The sequence below is a fragment of the Hymenobacter pini genome (assembly GCF_020421205.1).
In the GTDB taxonomy this organism is placed as follows: Bacteria; Bacteroidota; Bacteroidia; order Cytophagales; family Hymenobacteraceae; genus Hymenobacter; species Hymenobacter pini.
In genome coordinates, this window is the sequence record NZ_JAIZZH010000005.1 from 251,605 (window position 1) to 272,137 (window position 20,533).

Sequence of the window (20,533 nt, forward strand, 5' to 3'; positions counted from 1 at the left end):
GGAATATACGAAAACCCTCGCAAATTTCCCGGTAACTAGCAGGCAACCAGCTTATCATACAACGCATCCAGCGTGGTGGCAGCATCCTCACACAGGCCCGGGTGCACCGGCGAGGTCTGCACAATAGTACTGCGCATGGCCGTTAGCCACCGAAACCGGGACGCAACTGGCAGTTGCCCAATGGGCCCACCTTCGCGCCGCCCCTGGCAGATACGCTCAAACGCCCGCAACCGGGCCCGCAGGTCGTCCACATCGAGGTTGGGGCAGGCAAAGGCCTGCAAGCGGGCTTCGGGCAGGTGGCAGCGGGTTTGCAGAAACCCTTGGCTGGCGCAATACAGAATCACGCCTACATTCAAAAACTCTTCGCGCTCCACGCGGGGCACCACGCGCAGCACGGCATACTCAAACAAGTGCATTGCGGGCAGATTGGGCTTCCTGAACAAATGACGATGACGCGGCCAGCCGGGTGGTCAGGAACTCCACGTACTGGGCGCGCTGCTCCTCGGGGCTGAGGTCGGGCTCTTGGAGCCACTCATCGGGCACCAGGGCCACAATAGCCGCCAGAATTTCCGGTGAGAGGCGGGCACTGGCTTCGGCGTCAACGGCTGCCAGCTCCGTAGCCTGGGGCAGCAGTACGTGGTCCTTGAGCTGCGGAAACGGGCGGGTAGCCTTGGCGGCCCAGCCGGGCCCGCTGTGGTGCACGTACAGCGCCGCACCGTGGTCGATGAGCCATAGCTCCCGGTGCCACATCAGCATATTGGTGTTGCGGGCGGTGCGGTCCACGTTCAGGGTAAGGCAATCCAGCCACACTACCAGCGAGGCCAGCCGCGCGTCCACGTCATTGATGATAGGGTCGAAGGTGACAGCACCGGCCAGGAAGTGCAGGGCCAGGTTGAGGCCGGTACTGAAACGCAGCAGGTCCTGAATTTCCTCGTCGGGCTCGGTGCGGCCAAAGGCTTCGCTTAGGTAGATGAACACCAGCTCGGGCACACGCAAACCGAGCTGCCGGGCAATTTCGCCCACAATCAGCTCGGCAATCAGCGCCTTGGGGCCTTGGCCCGCGCCCCGAAACTTCACCACGTACATAAAGCCGTCGTCGGCCTCCACCAGCGCGGGCAGGGAGCCGCCCTCCCGCAATGGAATGATGTAGCGCGTTACGTCAACGGTTCGGAGGGCAAGTTCGGGAGCAGGCATAGGCCTCAGGAGAAGTCAATGGAAAGGCAAAGCAACGGATAAATCGGCCGGTTGTTGGCAGCCCGGCCCGCGGAGGCCAACTTTTCGGGCGGTCCGTAGTACAGGTACTGGTTCTTCTGCTTTGTTTAGCCCGTTTCCTATGCCGCGCATCGTCACGCTCACGCTCAGCCCCACCGTCGATAAAAGCACCACCGCCGACCACATCGTGCCCGACCAGAAACTGCGGTGCGCAGCTCCCAAGTTTGAGCCCGGCGGCGGCGGCATCAACGTGAGCCGGGCCTTGCGGCGGCTGGGCTCTGAGTCGGTGGCGGTGTTTCCGGCGGGCGGCCCCACCGGGCAGCGCCTGCAGGAGCTGCTTACGCAGGAGCACATCAGCTGCCGCGCCGTGCCAACCCAGGCCGACACCCGCGAAAACTTCATCGTGGTAGACAGCAGTAGTAGCCAGCAGTACCGCTTCGGTATGCCCGGCACCGAGCTACGGCCCGAGGAGCAGCAGCGCATTCTGGATGAGATGCGCGCCCTGCCCGAAAAACCCGAGTTTCTGGTTATCAGCGGCAGCCTGCCCCCGGGCGTGGAGCCGGAGTTTGTGGTGCGCGTGGTGCGGGCCGCCAAGCAAATGGGCGTGAAGGTGGTGGCCGATACCTCGGGCCCGGCCCTGCAGGCGGTGTTGCAGGAAGGCGTGTACCTGGCCAAGCCCAATGTGGGCGAGCTAAGCAAACTAGCCGGCGTGGATGAGCTGGACAATGAAGCCGTGGCCCAGGCCGCCCGCCAGCTGGTACATAACGGGCAGGCGGAAATACTGGTAGTGTCGCTGGGGCCGCAGGGGGCTTGCCTGGTTTCCCGGGAGCAGATTGACCACGTACCGGCTCCCGCCGTGAAGCGGCGCAGCACCGTGGGAGCCGGCGACAGCATGGTAGCCGGCTTGGTGCATGGCCTGAGCACCGGCTTGAGCCTGCCCGAAGTGGCACGCCTCGGCGTGGCCTGCGGCTCGGCTGCTACCATGAATCCCGGCACCGAGCTGTTCCGCAAGGAGGATGTTGACCGCCTGTACCAATGGCTACTCCAGACGCTACCTGCTCGGGCCGCGTAAGACTGCAATGTCCTTATCCAATCGTCATTCCTCGTTCACTGGCTTGATGCGCCACATGCTTGGAATGACGTTCTATTAGCTCAGCGAAATACTGCCTGGCCTACTCCCGTTTTAGCCCCAGCCGCTCCACTGTTTCACCTTCAAAGTCGAACTCAATGAGAATGGCGGGCTCCTCCCCTATCACCCAGCCGTCGTGACCGGGCGCAATGGCTACTACCTGCGGGGCCGTGTATTCTTCGCGGGCTCCGTCGGCGTATTCAATGCCCAACCGGCCGGCGGCCAGAAACCCAACGTGCGCGTGCTGGCACAGTTCGCCGCCCACTACGGGCCGCATATCCTTTGACCACCGAAAGCCCGCCGGATACACTACCCGCTTCACGCGGGAGTTGCCGGTGCGCACTACATCAACCTGCACGCCGCCAACTTCGCGGCGGGTGGCGCCCTTCAGTGGGCCTAAAAGCTGATTCACGTCCATATTAAAAGGGCAATAAGGGTTTGACTTTCAATCCGGGAAGCTGAATATACCAAAGCTCGGCGAAGGTTAAGCAGGCGAAATTTTTGTCAATACTTTGAATTACAAAGTTCTTTTATATCCTTTGCAATGCTGGCTGTTTGAAGTGCCACATACCGGTCTTCTTCAACACTATTATCGGCTCCAACCCTTTAACGCATACCACTATGTCACTCCCCAAAAGCCTTTCGCTCGTTGCTGCAGTTACCGGGCTCCTGTTGCTTGTTCCGCTGGTAGCCATGCAGTTTAGCGCCGAAGTCAACTGGACTCTCTCCGACTTTGTGTTTGCCGCCGTGTTACTGTTTGGCGCAGGTGCCACCTTCGTGCTCATCGCCCGCGCAGCTACAAACAACACGTATCGGGTGGCCGCCGGAGTTGCGGTACTGGCCGGGCTGATGATGGTGTGGGCCAACGCAGCCGTGGGCTTGGTTGGTAGCGGGGATAACCCGGTAAATATGCTCTACGCCGCGGTGCTGCTGGTAGCTCTAGGCGGTGCTATTGCGGCCCGATTCCGGCCGCTGGGCACCTCCAACGCCATGTTTGCCGCCTCCCTCACCTATCTGGTGGTTACTGCTCTGGCCCTGTTTGTATGGAAGCCCACGGGTGCGGCTGCCGAACCTTCGGCCCCATTCCTGAACGTACTGGTGGCCAATGTGGTGTTTGCCGGCGTCTGGGCGGTGGCGGGCCTGCTGTTCCGTCGGGCTAGTGGCTCGGTATCGGGCCGGCAGTTGGCTTAACGTCATAGTTGCCCTGTGTTGTCCTAATATTTTAATCCATACACCCATGAGCATTGCCCCCTTTGTTATTGCCGGCCTTTTGTTGCTGGTAGCGGGCCTTTTGACGCTGCTGGTAGCCAGCCGGGGCCGTAGCGGCTCCTATAAGCTGGCTGCTGGCATTGCTGCAGGGGCTGCCCTCCTACTGGTGTGGGGCAATCTGGCCGTGGGCTTCATCGGCAGCGAGGACAACCCCATGAACCTGCTGTTTGGGGCGGTGCTGGTGGTGAGCTTTGTGGGGGCCGCAGTGGCCCGGCTGCAGCCGCTGGGCATGGCCCGCGCCCTATTCGCGGCGGCATTTACGCAGTTTGCTGTGCCCTTCGTGGCGCTACTCATTAAGCAGCCCCCGCTGACGATGGGCGTGCTCTGGGTGATTGTGCTGAACACCCTCTTCGCCGGGCTGTGGGTACTGGCGGGGTGGCTGTTTCGGCGGGCGGCGGGGGCTGGTGTAGCAGCCTGAATATTGCCCTCCTGTGGCCTTTTTGGCAAAGTGTAACCGAATCAGGTAGCAGATAGGAGATTATTCATCGTTCACGCGTTTACCTGCTATCTTCAGGAATATGAAACTCGCCCTCGAACTGGAATTTCCCGACGACCAGGCCGCCAACGTGCTCCGGCTGCTCCAAAGCGTGCCCAACGTAACAGCCCGCATTCTGACGCATCCGGCCTCCAGGCCCTACGGAGCGTCAGCCACGGTTCCCAAATCAGAAGCTGAATTAGAGCAGCTATTCCAACGGTTGGCTGGGGCCTGGCAGTCGGAGGAAAGCGGCGAAGAGTTAGCCCGGCAGTTACAGCAGGACCGGCAGGACACACCGCGGGACATTGCGCTATGAAGCAGTTCTTGCTCGATACCAACATCTGTGTTTACCTGTCCAAAAATGAATTTGGCGTGGCTTCCAAGCTTCGGCAGGTCGGCTACGCCAATTGTTTTCTATCGGAATTAACCGTTGCCGAGCTGCTGTACGGAGTAGCCCGTAGTGCCCCAATAAAGCAAGCGGCCAACCAGCAATTCCTACAAGACCTGCGAGAAGTTTTTGCCGGCCGCATTCTACCAATCAGCAGCTGCTTTGAGATATATGCTGCGCAAAAAGCCCACCTCAAAAGTATCGGCCGCTTACAGGGTGAGTTCGACCTGCTCATCGGCTGCACCGCCCTGGCCCACGGCCTCACCCTCGCCACCCGCAACACCCGCCACTTCGCGGAGTTGCAAGGCATCCGGCTGGAGAATTGGATTGACGACGTTTCGGAAACAGCAGCGGCTGGCAACGTGTAACACTCCACCCTAATTCCTCTTCCGCCCTCAGCGACACGTTGCCAGCTGATGGTTCGTTCCGCCGATTAAGGTTAGGTGTAGTTATACTCTTGATGAATTATTCCTTTATTTTCTAATGAAGCATTTATTACTCTCACTTTCGTTCTTTTTAACTCCTTTTATTGCTGTTTTAGCTCAGTCTTCTACTAACGAAATATTCCGGCGCATTCAGCGCGCAACTGACGACACGCTCGACGCGGGCCTTTGTACTGAATACATAGCTGACGCGCAACGTGAAACAGCACGTGGAAGGCTACATCTTGATTATTCTATCCTGCCCAGTACTATTGACGACAGTCCTACTTTCCGGGAAATTCTGGCGCGGCAGTACGGCATTACTGCAATTTTTATCAATGAAGGGGATGTTGTTCCTCAAGAAACTGCCTGCTACAACGAATACATGATTGCGGCCATTGAATCTAGGTTCGGTCGGGGTATTGTTCGGCGTGTCGCCCTGCGCGCCGATAGTCTCCACCGAATCGGCAAAGGCTTTCGTAATGCTCATCCGGTCGGCGTAGCTAAAGCAGAGGATCTTTTCATCCAGCAGTTTGCCTACAAATCCGATTTCAGGAAGAATCGTCAGTTGCAGGTCACTATCACTTTCAACGTAGACGGCGGTGGGCAAGTCAGCAGCCTACGCCTGCAGCAGTGTACTACGGGCACTGGACCGATGCATAAGTTTGTTCCTTTACCCATCACCCACCGCTATTATACTGAAGCCTACCGTATCCTGCGTAGTCGTCGCTGGCAAGTTGCTACTCTGGAAGCTAAGTCGGTAACAACCACTCATCATATCCGACTTGTATGCTATAATTTCTTACCTAATATGCCATTATGACCAATTATTATCCTATTAAATCGTTGATTTAAGCCAAAAAGTCAGTAAATATACCTTTGCACCCCGTTTGCTAAACGTCTCGTAGAACTTCCTAACCCGAAGCACCTACCTACGACGAAAGCAACCCATGAACTTTAATAACTATACCATCAAGGCACAGGAGGCCGTGCAGAAGGCCACTGAAATTGCCGGGGGCAACCAGCAGCAGGCCATTGAAACCGGCCACCTGCTGAAAGGCCTCTTCCAGAGCGACGAGAACGTGCTGTCGTTTCTGGCCAAGAAGCTGGGCGTGAACCTGAACATCCTCACGCCCCGCCTCGATGCCATTATAACGGCCTACCCCAAAGTGAGCGGGGGCTCGCCCTACCTCTCCAACGAGGCCGCCGCCGCCTTGCAGCGCGCCACGGGCTTCCTGAAGGAGTTCGACGACGAATACGTGTCGGTGGAGCACCTGCTGCTGGGGCTGCTGGGCGGCAAGGATGCCGTGGCTACCCTGATGAAGGATGCCGGCTTCAACGAAAAAGACCTAAAAGCCGCCATTAAGGAGCTGCGCGGGGGCCGCAAGGTCACCAGCCAGTCGGCCGAGGACCAGTACCAGAGCCTAAACCGCTACGCCATCAACCTCAACGAGCGGGTGCGCTCGGGCAAGATGGACCCGGTTATCGGCCGCGACGAGGAAATCCGGCGGGTACTGCAGATTCTGAGCCGCCGCACCAAGAACAACCCGGTGCTGCTGGGCGAACCGGGCGTGGGCAAAACCGCCATTGCCGAGGGCCTGGCCCAGCGCATCGTGGCCGGCGACGTGCCCGAAAACCTCAAGGACAAAACCCTGATGAGTCTGGACCTGGGCCTGCTGGTGGCCGGGGCCAAGTATAAGGGCGAGTTTGAGGAGCGCCTCAAGGCCGTTATCAAGGAAGTAACCGACTCGGACGGGCAGATTGTGCTGTTCATTGATGAGATACACACCCTGATTGGTGCCGGCGGCGGTGGCGAAGGCGCCATGGACGCCGCCAACCTGCTCAAGCCCGCCCTGGCGCGGGGCGAACTGCACGCCATTGGGGCCACCACGCTCAAGGAATACCAGAAGTACATTGAGAAAGACAAGGCCCTGGAGCGCCGTTTCCAGGCCGTGGTGGTGGATGAGCCCACCGTGCCCGACGCCATCAGCATCCTGCGCGGCATCAAGGAAAAGTACGAGCTGCACCACGGCGTGCGGATTACGGACGACGCCGTAATTGCCGCCGTGGAGCTGAGCAGCCGCTACATTACCGACCGGTTTCTGCCCGACAAGGCTATTGACCTGATGGACGAGGCGGCCGCCAAGCTGCGCATCGAGCTGAACTCCATGCCCGTGGAGCTGGACGAGGTGCAGCGCCGCATCATGCAGCTGGAAATTGAGCGCGAGGCCATCCGGCGCGAGGAAAACCACGACCGGGAAAATGTGCTCAACAAGGAAATTGCCGACCTCTCGGCCCAGCGCGACACGCTGAAAGCGCAGTGGGAAAACGAGAAATCGGCTCTCACCAGCGTGCAGACGGAGAAAGAGAACATTGAGCGCTACAAGCTGGAAGCCGAGCAGGCCGAACGCCAGGGCGACTACGGCCGCGTGGCGGAGCTGCGCTACGGCAAAATTCAGGAAGCCGAAGCCAAGCTGAAGGAGCTGCAGGCCCAGGCCGAAGCCCAGAAGGACGGCGGCTCGATGCTGCAGGAAGTGGTAACCTCCGAGGACATTGCCGAGGTGGTAGCTAAGTGGACCGGTATTCCGGTGAGCAAGATGCTGCAGTCGGACCGGGACAAGCTACTGAACCTGGAAAACGAGCTGGGCCGGCGCGTGGCGGGCCAATCGGAGGCCATTGCGGCTATTTCGGATGCGGTGCGCCGCTCCCGGGCGGGCTTGCAGGACCCCAAGCGGCCCATCGGCTCGTTCATCTTCCTGGGTACTACCGGCGTGGGTAAAACCGAGCTGGCCAAGGCCCTGGCCGAGTACCTGTTCAACGATGAAAACGCCATGGTGCGCATCGACATGAGCGAGTTTCAGGAGCGCCACGCCGTGTCGCGCCTGATTGGGGCACCTCCCGGCTACGTGGGCTACGACGAAGGCGGGCAGCTGACCGAGGCCGTGCGCCGCAAGCCCTACTCGGTGGTGCTGCTCGACGAAATCGAAAAGGCCCACCCCGACGTGTTCAACATCTTGCTGCAAGTGCTGGATGACGGCCGCCTCACCGACAACAAAGGCCGGGTGGCGAACTTCAAGAACACCATCATCATCATGACCTCCAACACCGGGGCCGACATCATTCAGAAGAACTTCAAGGAGCTGAATGAGTACAACCACGAGGAGGTGATTGACCGCACCCGCGAGGAAGTGGTGGACCGCCTGAAGCAGCACATGCGCCCTGAGTTCCTGAACCGCATCGACGAAATTGTGATGTTCCAGCCCCTGAAGCGCAAGGAAATCCGCAAGATTGTTGATATCCAGTTCCGCCAGATTCAGCAGCGCCTGGAAGAAGCCGGCATCCGCCTGGAAGCCACCGACGAGGTGCTCGACTACCTGGGCGAGCAGGGCTTCGACCCCACCTTCGGGGCTCGGCCGCTGAAGCGCGTATTGCAGCGCATGGTGCTCAACGAGCTGTCGAAAGACATCCTTTCGGGCCGCGTGAGTAAGGATGCTGTGGTAGAAGCCGTGCTCGAAGACGGGCACATCCGCTTCAACAACGTGGAAATTCCGACGGTTGGGTAACCACTGCTGATTAACTAAAAAACCTCGCTGGCACAGTGCCAGCGGGGTTTTTTGCTAATTACTTGTTGCGGTTTTTGCGAGCTTCGCGGCGGAGCATGCGGTTGCGCAGCTCCCGGCCTTGGTCGAAGTGCTTGGGCTTGAGTTGGGCGCGCCACTTGGCCGGAATCGGGGCTCCGGATTGCGAGGCCGTTACCAACTCGGCGTATTTGGCGTTGGAGTACGGTGCGTTGTGGATGAACATGTACGCCACACCGCCAATAGCCAGTCCCAACCCCGCAACCACTGCCCCGGCCGACGGCTTATTTTCCTCGTACTGCCCCGTGTACACGTTGTACTGCCGGTCGGCCTCACTGCTACCCGACAGCAGGCGGGCGGCGGGCAGCACCGCCAGCACCGGCAGCTGGCCTACCAGCCGTTTGTTCTGAAATAGCGCCGCCACGGCATCCAGCGAATCGGTGAGAGTGTAGCCGGAGGTAGCTACGCCCGCGAAGGGAATACTAATCTTAGTGGAAGCCGGGGCCGTGTCGGGCGCTACCGGTACGCCGGTTGACAGGAGCGGATTATACTCAGCGGCCAAACCGGGCAGAGGCTTGAAGTTGCCTTTGAGGCGGCGGGTAATGTTGGGCGGCAGGTGGCCGGTAGCGGCCAGTTCGCGCATTACTTTCCGCTCCTTACTCCACCAAAAACCAATACTCTTGTTCAAACCAATACCTACAAAAGCAGTACCGGCCACTACGCCCGGCGTCCAGACCCCGGCACTGGTGGACTGCTGAGCAGGTAAGATTGACGCCAGCAGGCTGGCAGTGCCCAACCCCAGCCACGCGGCCGCTCCACCACGCCGGCTTTTATATAGCTCATGCACCGCCCTTGCTGTGTCAGCGCGGGTGAGGGTTGCCTCCGACGGTGCCTGAAGCAGCGGCGTAGTGGTTTGAGCACGACTGGTGCCGGCCCCGGCCAGCCCGGCGAATGTCATTATCAGTAGCTGTTTTCTCATAACGTCAAATCAATCCGATAAGTCCGTAAAACTAGCGACAAAGGCCCAGCAAGCACTTATATTATTTAGCGAACAAACAGAATATTTACTCTATCTTACCGCATTCCATCCAAACCTTATTTTCTGTATTTCAACGCAAAATGTGCTTCTGAACAGAGGCCGCTTTCTGCTTGTGGTTTCGCTTTTGGGCGTCATCCCGCGTTTCAGCTTTTCTGTGATGTAGTGCCCTTAGCAGGTCTGCTTTACCCATTTTCCCACTCTTACCATTTTTTGCATGATTCTAACAGTACAGAATGCTCCAGCCAGACGAACGTCGGTTGGAAAACACCGCAGTTGGCTGCCCTTGCTGGCTACCACCTGCGGCCTGCTGATAAGCCCGCTCACCCAGGCCCAGCACCGACTGGGGTCGGAGGCGGCCCGCGTAACGGCCACCGCCGTTCCCCTGCCAGGCAGCAGTGCTGTCAGCAAAGCGCCGGTGCCGGCCACCGCCCAGAAAATCCGGGGGGTACAGGCCAGCATCAGCTCTACGGCTGCGGGGGGCAACTGGAGCAGCCCCGCTACCTGGGCGGGCGGCGTGGTACCCACTAGCGCCGATGATGTGACGATTGTGGGCGGAGCTACCGTAACGGTGGACGTGGCGGCCAGCTGCGCCTCGCTTACCATTAACAGCACCGGCTCTTTGCTTACCTCGGCCACCACGGCATACCAGGTGCAGGTAGGCGGCAGCGTCACCAACAACGGCACGCTGGATTTGAGCGCCAGCACCAGCGTAGGCTCTGACCTGCGTTTTACCGGGGCCGGCAACGCCACGTTCAGCGGTTCGGGCACCACCGATTTGCAGAGCGTAACCCTGGCCAAATCGGTGCGGGCCGATGTGGTAGAGATGAATCTGCCGGCTTTCACGGTGAAAGGAGCCGCCAGCACCGATGGTTTTCTGCTGACCCGCACTACGGGTACTACGCCGGTTGATGACATGACCGGTACCCTGAAAATTTCGGGCACCAACACGGTATCCAATAAAGTGTTTGGGGTAGTGTCGTACATTATTCCGGCTACCGGCGGCTTCTGGCTGAATAACCCCAACTTCACGGTAGTGGGCCAGACCGGCTCCGGCACCGTGAACGGCCTGTTGCGCGTATCGGCTGGCACTTACAACGTAGGTACCGGTGCAGGCAACTCACTGGTTTTTGGCGCAAATTCGGTGTACACGCAGGAAGGTGGTACTCTATCCACAACCGGGCGGTTCACCAATTTCACGGGGGCTTCCAGCGTATCGGGGACTATGACCTTCACAATGAGTGGTGGTACCCTGAATGTTGCTACGGTAGCCAATGCTTCCGGCACGCCTTCTCTTGGCGTAAATGGTCCCACTACTATTTCGGGGGGCACGATTAATCTGGTGCAGCGTAGCACGGCTACTACTCCGCTTGATTACTACTGGGCGGGCACCTATGGCTTTACCGGTGGCACCCTAAATATTGGTACTGCAGCTACGGCCACCAATTTCGATTTCCGCGTGCGGGGTAATATGCCCAACGTGGTGGTTACAGGAGGCAGCAGCGCGGTATTGCAGGGCCAGACGAACGTGTTTGGCAGCTTCCTGGTTAGCCCCACTGCTACCCTCAATCTGAATGGAGCCTTGTTGCTGCAACTTGGCTCAGGCATTACCAACAACGGTACCCTGAACGGCGCTACTACTGGCAGCACCATCTATTTCGGGGGCAGCATTCCGCAGGCACTGAGCGGAACCGGCACCTTTACGACTCCGTTGCGCACACTCACACTGGACAATAACGGCGGAGGTGTGACCCTGAATGTGCCCCTGACGGTGTACCGTACCAACTTCTTCACCGGGAACCTCATCAATTCCGGTAACCTCACCATTGGCGACGGCACGGCGGTGCTGGAGATTATTCAGATTGGCGTTACGGGGGCTACCAACCCGGCGGGCTCCTTTGATGTAGCGCCAAACTTTAATATCGGTAACGGCGCTCTGCAGGTACTGTACGCCCAGGAAACGATGGGACGTACCACGGGCTTTGAAATTCCTGCGAACCGTACTATTGACTACCTCACTATTGCGAACAGTAACGGCGTAACGCTGGCAGGCGGCAACCTGACCGTGCGCGGTGATGCTACGCAGTCGTTGTTCCTGACTAGCGGCGTTCTGAGTACTTCGCCGGCCAACACCCTGATTCTGGCCGCTACGGTAGGTGCGCCGCCTACTGGCTCGGCCACCAGTTACGTGCGTGGCCCCCTGGCTATTACCGTGAACAGCACTACCCCCGTAAGCCGCACGTTTGCCATTGGCGACGGTCCGGGCTGGCGCCCGGTATTAGTAGGCGGCATCACCACTTCCGGAGCCCAGACCTTTACGGCTACCATTGTGAGCGGAGCTACAGGTGGCACGGGCACGGGCGGGGTATCGTTCCTGAACCCCACGCGCTACGTGCGCCTGCAGAACACGGCGGCCCTACCGGCTTCGGCCACAGTGCAGCTCAGCTACGGCGGCGACGATATCGTGGGTGGCTCGCAGACCACCGTGGTAGCGCAGGCAGCTACTGCCAACGGCGCCTATGCCAGCATTGGTGGCGCAGCAGCCTCCACGCCCACTACGGGCATTGTTTCGACGCAGCCTATTACGCCGGGCAACGACTTCTTTGTGCTGGCGAATACGGAAGGCGGTACGCTGACTTCCTCGGTGGCCAGCGTGTGCAGCGGCACCAACTCGGGCACGCTGACGCTTACAGGCTACACGGGCACCATTACGGGGTACGAGGCCAACACGGGCAGCGGCTTTACAGCCGTGCCCGGCACCAATACCGGCGCTACTCTGGCCTTCAACAACCTGACCCAGACCACTACTTTCCGCGCCGTTATTCAGACGGCCGACAACCGGATTGTGTATTCCTCGCTGGTAACGGTGACGGTAACAGCTGGACCCACAGCCACCCTCACGGCGGCTACCCCCACTACCTTCTGCGGTTCGGGCACGCTCACGCTGAACGCCACGCCGGTGACGGGTGCTTCCTACCAGTTCCTGCTGAACGGCCAACCCATCAGCGGGGCTACTGCGGCCACGTACACGGCTACTGTATCAGCTAGCGGCGCGTATTCAGTGGTGGTTACCACGGGTTCGTGCTCGGCCACGTCGGCCGCGGTGCAGGTAACGGTGAATCCGGCCACTACGGCTACGTTCAGCTACGCCAGCAACGCCTTCTGCCAGAGCGGCACCAACCCCACGCCTACCATCACGGGCACCACGGGCGGTACCTTCAGCAGCACCACGGGCTTGGCCATTGATGCCGCCACCGGCACCATCAACCTAGCCGCCAGCACGCCCGGCACCTACACCGTTACGTACTCGGTAAGCGGTACCTGCCCGTCGTCGGCTACAACTCAGGTAACCATTACCAACGCGGTATCGGCGACTTTCAGCTACGCAGCTACTTCGTACTGCACCAGCGCTACCGGCACGGTAGCACCCACATTGGCCAGCGGCGCTACGGCCGGCACCTTCAGCAGCACTACGGGCCTAACCATTGATGCTACCACCGGTGTCATCACGCCGAGCACCTCTACCCCCGGCACCTACACCGTGACCAACACGGTAGCCGCTTCGGGTAGCTGTGCAGCGGCTTCGGCTACGTTCCAGGTAACCATTACCGCTCCTGCTACCGCCGGCTTCAGCTATGCCAGCACCAGCTACTGCACCTCGGCTTCGGGAACGATTACGCCTACTCTGGCTAGCGGCGCTACCGCTGGTGCCTTCAGTTCCACCAACGGACTGACCATTAATGCTCAGACGGGCGCTATTACGCCGAGCACTTCAACGCCGGGCACCTATACGGTAACCAACACCGTGGCCGCTTCGGGCGCTTGCGCCGCCGTTACGGCCACAACCCAAGTGACGATTACGGCACCGGCTACGGCGGGCTTCAGCTACGCTAGCGTCAGCTATTGCACCACAACCAGCGGAAGCGTAACGCCCACACTGGCTACTGGCGCTACGGCTGGCACCTTTACATCTGCCACGGGCCTGAGCCTCAATGGTACGACGGGTGCCATCACGCCGAGCACCTCGACTCCCGGTACTTACACGGTAACGAATACAGTAGCGGCCTCGGGTGGTTGCGCCGCCGTTTCGGCTACGTTCCAGGTAACCATTACGGCTCCGGCTACGGCGGGCTTCAGCTACGCCAGCGCCAGCTATTGCACTTCGGCTTCGGGTTCGGTTACGCCTACTCTGGCTAGCGGTGCCAGCGCCGGCACGTTCAGCTCTGCTACCGGCCTCACGCTCAACGCTACTACCGGGGCCATCACGCCGGGCACCTCTACCCCGGGCACTTACACCGTGACCAATACCGTAGCTGCTTCGGGCGGCTGCAGCGCAGTTACGGCCACAACTCAGGTAACCATTACTGCTGCACCGGTGGCTACGTTCAGCTACCCCAATGCCAGCTACTGCACCAGCGCTACCGGCACGGTGGCACCCACGTTGGCTAGCGGCGCTACGGCCGGCACCTTCAGCAGCACCACGGGTCTGACTATTGATGCTACCACCGGGGCCATCACGCCTTCGACCAGCACCGCTGGCACCTACACGGTAACCAACACGGTAGCTGCTTCGGGTGGCTGCGGCGCGGTTTCGGCTACCTTCCAGGTAACCATCAACGCCACCCCTGCCCGCCCGACGGTGACGGCGCAGTACGCTGGCTCCGTAACTACGCTCACCAGCAGCGCCCCCACCGGAAACCAGTGGTACCTGAACGGCACGGCCATTACCGGTGCTACGGGCCAGACGTACGTAGTGAATTCGGCTGCGCAGTTCGGCAATTACACGGTCGTAACCACCTCAGCAGCGGGTTGCGCTTCGGCGGCTTCTCTACCGCTGGTAGTAACGGCTGCGGCCAAACCGCTGGCGGGCACCACGCTCACGCTCTACCCCAACCCCACCACCGATGGGCTCCTGACGGTAAAGCTGGCCGGTTACACGCAAGCAGTGGAGCTGACGGTGTACAACGCAGTAGGCCAGCAGGTGCGTACCGTAACGGTACCGGCCGGCCGCCTGGAGCAGCCGCTCAACTTGTCACAGCTACCTTCCGGCGTGTACGTGCTACGCGCCCGTACTGAGGGCGGCACGGATGTGCGGCGCATTGTGAAGGAATAACCTTTGGGTTTCTCCATTAAAAAGCTCCCTGCTGGCAAGGCCAGCAGGGAGCTTTTTTTGCTGGCTACTTCAGCAGCCGATAAGGTCAACTTCGGCCTTTGTGCTGATATATATCACAGGATGATGATATTTGAGCACTTGCCTCTCCCCGTCAGCGCTCCGCATGTCCGTTTTCAGCACTTATCTACAACTCGGGTTTCATCACATTTTCAATCTGCGGGCCTACGACCACCTGGTGTTTCTGCTGGCGCTATGCGCGTCCTACGTGTTGCAGGACTGGCGGCGGGTAGTAGCGCTGGTTACCAGCTTCACGGTAGGCCACTCCATCACGCTGGCCCTGGCTACGCTGAACGTGGTGCAATACTCACCCAAGCTGATTGAAACGCTGATTCCGATAACCATTGTGCTGACCTGCCTGCTGAATCTGGCGCGGGCTGGTAGTGCAACGAACCGGCTGCCTGAGCGCACTGGCCCGCAGCCTATTATTCTGACCCTGCCCAATTTGCTGGCCATGATATTCGGGCTGATTCATGGGCTTGGCTTTTCCAGCTACCTGCGCGAACTGCTGGGCCGCCAGAGCCGGCCGATGCTGGAGCTGTTAAGCTTCAACCTGGGCGTGGAGCTGGGCCAGCTGGTGATTGTGCTGCTGATTTTGCTGCTGGGCTTTGTACTGCTGCGCGGCCTGCGCGTGCACCGCCGCGACTGGCTGCTGACTACCAGCGGCGCGGCGCTGGGCATTGCCATTATTCTGCTACTAGGGCAATTTCTGGGGTAATCGAGGTTGCTGAATTAAACTCTACAACAAAAAAGACGAGTGGAGCCAAATGGCTCCACTCGTCCCATACGATTTCATGTAAGCAGTGCTAACTGCTAGTAGCTGGCCCGGAAGTAGTATACCTCACCCGGCGCATAAGGGTCCTGCTGGTTTTGCGGCCAGTGGGGGTCGTAGTAGTTTACAAATTGCTCGCCCATCCGCTCATCGTTGGAGCCAATCGTCGGGTTGAACGTTATAACTACTCCCTTAGGCAGCGTTACTGATAGATTCAGTCGGATATTCGGACCAAAATCCCGCTCAACCCAAATGTCGCGGAAGGTTGACCCGTAGGAATTCAGGTACCAGTAATAGAGCAGATTTCCAGTGCTAATCCACTGCCCGTTTTTCACGGAGTTGCGGCTGGGATTCTGCGACCAAGTGCCCATTTGGTAAGGTGCCACAGCCGGCTGATATGGTGGCGGCCCGCCGTAATTAGGCATCGGCGCTACCCAGTACTGCATCTGCAGTTCAGGGCCACCCAATGCCCAGTGCTCAATGGCGCTAATATCCCGGATTTTGTAACGCTCAAGGCGTTCCATAGCGCCGTTGTAGCGGTTAGCCGTGGTAACGGTTTCATCAACCTCACCTTTCTCGTTTACCCGCTCATTGCTACCAATTACGACCACCGGGTATTCTGGCTCCACGCTGGCAGGCAGCACATCTTCCTTTCCGTCCCGATTAAACGTGCGGAAAGACTCCACCTTCATATCGTCGAAATCGACTGGCAGCGCAAATACTACTGGGGAGTACGACTCGTCCCATTTTTCGCACAGCACGGGTACCGAAAACTGGCAGAGTGGAATACCGCCAATGGTGCGCTGTACCCAGCTTCGGGCTTCATCAACGGAAACATCACGACCTTGCTGCTTTGCCTGATTGGCGTATTGCCGCGTGAAAATGTCTTCCAGTGTTTCTCCCCCGATACTCTCGCCTGCTACGCGCTGATATAGCACGTCGTAGTCCCCATCAAACTGAGCCAATGCCTGCTCCCGTAAAAAACCACGCAGCTTGTCATTGCTACCCAGCTCTACGGCCAGCAATAACGCGAGATGGTTGCGGTCCTCGGTGGAGGTAACTTCCTCGCCCTCCGTGCTAGAGGAACGAGCTACTAAGGCGCCTTTCGAGGGTACCACATCCTGCTGTTCGCAGGCTATAGTCCCGAGGCCCAACGCTGCTAGAAAAGCTAGCTGCGTAACGCGTTTTGTAAACATAGTTAGTGTAGGCGTTATGGTTGACAGAAAGCCGTATTCTTCCACAAACACCTTATGCACAGCGCTATACAAAGTCTATTTGCGGATAGAATATTCCAAACCTACAGGGGCCATACCAGCTAAAAAAAAGTATTACACCAATACGCCTGTTCGCTACACCAACGCCCTTTTGCTGTATTTTTACTACCTGGTCAATAGCTCCCGCACCATATCCCATTGTGGTAGCTTAGCCCACATCTCAAATCAGTATTTGCTGCGTTCATCTCACTGCAACCTCGCTCTGCAAGCTGCGTCTTTCGCCGCATGCGGCGCTAGTAGGTTACGCCGCTGCTTTCATTCGTTGCTGTAACGCCTTTTTCTCCCCTTTTCCTGTATGTTGAAACAACCACTGCTGGCCGCCGGGCTGGCGGCGCTGCTGGCCCTACCGGCCGCGGCCCAGAACACCAACTCCGGCACCGACAAATTTGCGCAGCTGGAAACCCTGCTGCCCACGCCCAACACCTACCGCACGGCCTCCGGAGCCCCCGGCAACCAGTACTGGCAACAGCGCGCCGACTACAACATTCGGGTGAAGCTGGATGACGCTAAGCAGGCCATCAGCGGCGACGAGGACATCACCTACACCAACCTCTCGCCCGACGTGCTCACCTACCTCTGGGTGCAGCTCGACCAGAACATCCTGGATAAGAACTCCATTACTACTGCCACCGAGGTAGGCCAGATTCAGCAGCGCATGCCGTTTCAGGCCTTGGACTACCTGCAGAAAAGCGAGTTTGATGGCGGTTTCAAGATTGCGGAGGTGAAGATGAAGGGCGGCAAGGCCCTGCCCTACGTGATTAACCACACCATGATGCGCGTGGACCTGCCCACGCCGCTGCGGCCCAAGCAGGCTGTGACGTTCAGCATCAAGTGGAGCTACAATATCAACGACCAGACCAAAATTAACCAACGCTCGGGCTACGAGTATTTCCCGGAGGATAAGAACTACCTCTACGAAATTGCTCAATTCTACCCCCGCATGGCGGTGTACTCCGACAACCAGGGCTGGCAGCACAAGCAGTTCCTGGGCAACGGCGAGTTTGCCCTGCCCTTCGGTGATTACCGCGTGAGCATCACCGCCCCCGCCGACCACGTGGTGGGCGCTACCGGCACGCTGCAGAACGCCTCAGAGGTACTTTCTTCGGCCCAGCGCCAGCGCCTGGAGCAAGCCAAGAACTCCAACAAGCCGGTGCTCATCGTGTCGCCGATGGAGGCGGAGCGCGCCGAGCAGAACCGCGCCAAAGGCACCAAAACCTGGACGTACGCCGCCAAAAACGTGCGTGACTTCGCCTGGGCTTCCTCGCGCAAGTTCATTTGGGATGCCATGGGCATCAAACAGAACGGGGTGCCGGTGATGTGCATGAGCTACTATCCCAAGGAGGGCAACCCACTATGGGGCAAGTACTCCACTGAAGTGGTGGCACACACCATCAAAACTTACTCGAAATTCACCATTCCGTACCAGTACCCGGTGGCCATTTCGGTGCACGGGCCGGTGGGCGGCATGGAGTACCCCATGCTGTGCTTCAACGGCGGCCGCCCCGAGAAGGACGGTACCTACTCGGCTGACCGGAAGTACGGCATGATTTCGGTGATTATTCACGAGGTGGGCCACAACTTCTTCCCCATGATTGTGAACTCCGACGAGCGGCAGTGGACGTGGATGGACGAAGGCCTGAACACCTTTGTGCAGTACCTCACCGAGCAGGAGTGGGAGCGTAACTACCCCTCCCGCCGCGGCGAACCGGCCAACATCGTGGACTACATGCGCACCGATAAGAGCTTGCAGACCCCGATTATGACCAACTCGGAGTCGGTGCTGCAGTTCGGCAACAACGCCTACGGCAAGCCCGCCACCGGCCTGAACATTCTGCGCGAGACCATTATGGGCCGCCAGCTGTTCGACTACGCCTTTAAGGAATACGCCACCCGCTGGGCCTACAAGCACCCCACCCCCGCCGACTTCTTCCGCACCATGGAAGACGCCTCGGGCGTGGACCTGGACTGGTTCTGGCGCGGCTGGTTCTACACCGTGGACAAGACTGACCTGGCCATCGACGGCGTGAAGTGGTACACCGTGGACTCGAAGAACCCCGAAATTGAGAATGCCCGCAAGCGGGAAATGATCAACAAAGCGCCCCAGAGCATTTCGCAGCAGCGCAATCTGCAGGACATTCAGAAAACCCTGGTGGATGAGAAGCCTGAACTCAAGGACTTCTATAACAGCTACGACCCGCTGGCTACCACCGACGCCGACAAGCAGCGCTATCAGCAAATGGTGAAGGCCATGAGCCCCGAGCAGCAGCAGCGCCTCAACAACGGCCTGAACTTCTACGAGGTGAGCCTGAAAAACAAGGGCGGCCTCACCATGCCGGTGATTGTGCAGATGACTTACGAGGACGGCAAGCAGGAAGTAATGAACATTCCGGCCGAAATCTGGCGCAAAAACAACGCCGAGGTAACCAAGGTGTTCATCACCGAGAAACCCGTGGTGAGCTTCGTGCTAGACCCCTACCTGCAAACCGCCGATACGGACCTGAGCAATAACAGCTGGCCCCAGAAGGCCGCGCCCTCGCGCTTCGAACTGTTCGAGTATCAGCAGCGGGCCCAGCCTAACCCCATGCAGCAGCAGTCGGCCCTGCAACAGAAAGAGCAGAAGCCGATTAACTCCACCGGCGGCACCAACTAACCATTGGCCCCCAGTAAGCATAAAAAAAGCGCCCGATTTCCATCAGGCGCTTTTTTTATGCTCCGGTTGCAACCTCTTATTTGCCGGGTTACTCTTCCCTGGGTACTGCTTAACCAGGTGTTGCATGAAGAACTATGTACTCATTGCCAGCGGCTTATTGTTGGCTATCGGAAGCTCAAGCTGCAAGGAAAAGGCCGTTCCCTGCGTGATGGGCACGTTGCTAGGCAGCACGTGTGCCGGCGGCTACCTGATTCAGGTTGATACCACTTCCCAACACACTATCGGCCAAAATGTGGCTTTTCAGGGCGATGCTGGTAGACCTTTGCCCGGCCCGGCTGCCAAAGCCCGGGTGTACAGCAACGTAATAATGACGTACTCTTCCCTTCCCCCGGAAATGCCACGAGGACAGAAATTCTATTTTCAGTATAAGTCGGACACGGACAAAAGCTCCCGAATCTGCACGGCCAACGTATCCTGGTATCAGGCTCCTTTGTACAAGTTGCTAGGCACTTCCACGGCATCATGCGCCGCACTGCTTCCTGAATAAAGATGTAGGAACTCTCTGGGAATGGTTGCAGGTAGTTACTGCCCTTTCCCGGGTAAATTTCCGCAGCCGGTTCCGCTGGGACCGGCTGCTTTTTGTTTTTCGTTGATGTATAGCTGAAGTATGCCGTCCTGCTGCTTCATACCGACATACCCTGGCAAAGCCTAAGCTTCCAGCACTACCGCGGCGAGCCAGCAATACCAGATAAACCCTAAGCCGTGGTTGCAGGCCAGTAGTCGCGGAGTAGGCTCTGCAGATGCCCCACGGTGAGCAAGGCGGAGCGAAAGTGCAGCAGCGGGGTGTGCACATCACCCACAACAACTTCGATTTCAGATGAATCGGCGTACCACAAGATGCTAATCAGGGCGTGCCCAAAGTCCCGACAAACCACTTGCCCTTTGTTTTGCCACGCTTCGGGGCATTCAGCAGAATCGCGGAAGCCTAATTCCAGTAAATCAGCAAGTTTCATGGGCAAAATGCGTTGGAACAAAAGGCAAAATTGCACGGTACCAACGTGGTAAGCAACAAAAGTCGGGCCGCAGGCCGGAAGCAACGGCCCAATTTTCCGGGCCAGCATTTTCTTGTTAGCTTCCCTCTCCCTTTCCACCTTTTAC

General features: G+C 58.7%; 16 protein-coding genes. 10 read left to right on the forward strand and 6 right to left on the reverse strand.

All coding sequences use genetic code 11. The features are described from left to right. Nucleotides 1-35 precede the first annotated feature (35 nt). Both LF252_RS19100 and LF252_RS19105 read right to left on the reverse strand, forming a co-directional pair. Complete coding sequence (locus LF252_RS19100; protein WP_226271303.1) at nt 36-425, reverse strand: DUF3037 domain-containing protein; 390 nt, start codon at nt 423-425, stop codon at nt 36-38. Beyond that, nucleotides 403-1,194 (reverse strand): HipA family kinase, encoded by a 792-nt coding sequence (locus tag LF252_RS19105; RefSeq protein ID WP_226271194.1) that lies wholly within the window; start codon nt 1,192-1,194, stop codon nt 403-405. The genes LF252_RS19100 and LF252_RS19105 overlap by 23 nt, the downstream gene beginning before the upstream one ends. A 139-nt stretch (nt 1,195-1,333) precedes the next feature. On the opposite strand from LF252_RS19105, the gene LF252_RS19110 reads away from it, so the two are divergent. Then, nucleotides 1,334-2,284, forward strand: a complete 951-nt coding sequence (locus LF252_RS19110) for a 1-phosphofructokinase family hexose kinase (protein ID WP_226271195.1) — start codon at nt 1,334-1,336, stop codon at nt 2,282-2,284. A 100-nt stretch (nt 2,285-2,384) separates the two neighbouring features. On the opposite strand, the gene LF252_RS19115 is transcribed toward LF252_RS19110, so the two are convergent. Continuing rightward, complete coding sequence (locus tag LF252_RS19115) at nt 2,385-2,753, reverse strand: cupin domain-containing protein (protein WP_226271196.1); 369 nt, start codon at nt 2,751-2,753, stop codon at nt 2,385-2,387. Nucleotides 2,754-2,962: 209 nt separating this feature from the next. On the opposite strand from LF252_RS19115, the gene LF252_RS19120 reads away from it, so the two are divergent. The 6 genes from LF252_RS19120 to clpB all read left to right on the forward strand — a co-directional run bounded on the left by LF252_RS19120 (nt 2,963) and on the right by clpB (nt 8,458). Further along, nucleotides 2,963-3,532 (forward strand): hypothetical protein, encoded by a 570-nt coding sequence (locus tag LF252_RS19120; RefSeq protein ID WP_226271197.1) that lies wholly within the window; start codon nt 2,963-2,965, stop codon nt 3,530-3,532. A 46-nt stretch (nt 3,533-3,578) separates the two neighbouring features. Next, nucleotides 3,579-4,028, forward strand: a complete 450-nt coding sequence (locus LF252_RS19125; protein ID WP_226271198.1) for a hypothetical protein — start codon at nt 3,579-3,581, stop codon at nt 4,026-4,028. 100 nt (nt 4,029-4,128) lie between these two features. After that, nucleotides 4,129-4,401 (forward strand): hypothetical protein, encoded by a 273-nt coding sequence (locus LF252_RS19130; protein ID WP_226271199.1) that lies wholly within the window; start codon nt 4,129-4,131, stop codon nt 4,399-4,401. Continuing rightward, nucleotides 4,398-4,841 (forward strand): type II toxin-antitoxin system VapC family toxin, encoded by a 444-nt coding sequence (locus LF252_RS19135; protein ID WP_226271200.1) that lies wholly within the window; start codon nt 4,398-4,400, stop codon nt 4,839-4,841. Before LF252_RS19130 ends, LF252_RS19135 begins: the two co-directional genes overlap by 4 nt. A 115-nt stretch (nt 4,842-4,956) precedes the next feature. Further along, nucleotides 4,957-5,718 carry a hypothetical protein gene (locus LF252_RS19140; protein WP_226271201.1) on the forward strand — a complete coding sequence of 254 codons (762 nt, stop codon included), beginning with the start codon at nt 4,957-4,959 and terminating at the stop codon, nt 5,716-5,718. A 127-nt stretch (nt 5,719-5,845) separates the two neighbouring features. Then, nucleotides 5,846-8,458: an ATP-dependent chaperone ClpB gene (gene clpB / locus LF252_RS19145; RefSeq protein ID WP_226271202.1), complete on the forward strand. Its 2,613-nt coding sequence runs from the start codon at nt 5,846-5,848 to the stop codon at nt 8,456-8,458. 58 nt (nt 8,459-8,516) lie between these two features. Here clpB and LF252_RS19150 read toward each other — a convergent pair whose 3' ends face one another. Then, the gene (locus LF252_RS19150) at nt 8,517-9,452 is read right to left on the reverse strand and encodes a hypothetical protein (protein ID WP_226271203.1); all 936 of its coding nucleotides are present in this window, start codon (nt 9,450-9,452) and stop codon (nt 8,517-8,519) included. Nucleotides 9,453-9,726: 274 nt separating this feature from the next. Here LF252_RS19150 and LF252_RS19155 point away from each other — a divergent pair, with 274 nt between their 5' ends. Then, on the forward strand, nt 9,727-14,622 hold the full coding sequence (locus tag LF252_RS19155) for a beta strand repeat-containing protein (protein ID WP_226271204.1): 4,896 nt from the start codon (nt 9,727-9,729) through the stop codon (nt 14,620-14,622). Between the two features lie 163 nt (nt 14,623-14,785). After that, entirely contained in the window at nt 14,786-15,397 is a 612-nt protein-coding gene (locus tag LF252_RS19160; protein WP_226271205.1) for a HupE/UreJ family protein, read from the forward strand. 95 nt (nt 15,398-15,492) lie between these two features. Here the strand turns inward: LF252_RS19160 and LF252_RS19165 are convergent, their stop codons facing one another. Next, nucleotides 15,493-16,647: a hypothetical protein gene (locus tag LF252_RS19165; protein WP_226271206.1), complete on the reverse strand. Its 1,155-nt coding sequence runs from the start codon at nt 16,645-16,647 to the stop codon at nt 15,493-15,495. A 373-nt stretch (nt 16,648-17,020) separates the two neighbouring features. On the opposite strand from LF252_RS19165, the gene LF252_RS19170 reads away from it, so the two are divergent. Beyond that, on the forward strand, nt 17,021-19,375 hold the full coding sequence (locus LF252_RS19170) for a M1 family metallopeptidase (RefSeq protein ID WP_226271207.1): 2,355 nt from the start codon (nt 17,021-17,023) through the stop codon (nt 19,373-19,375). Between the two features lie 755 nt (nt 19,376-20,130). On the opposite strand, the gene LF252_RS19175 is transcribed toward LF252_RS19170, so the two are convergent. Beyond that, nucleotides 20,131-20,388, reverse strand: a complete 258-nt coding sequence (locus LF252_RS19175) for a hypothetical protein (RefSeq protein ID WP_226271208.1) — start codon at nt 20,386-20,388, stop codon at nt 20,131-20,133. Nucleotides 20,389-20,533 lie beyond the last annotated feature (145 nt).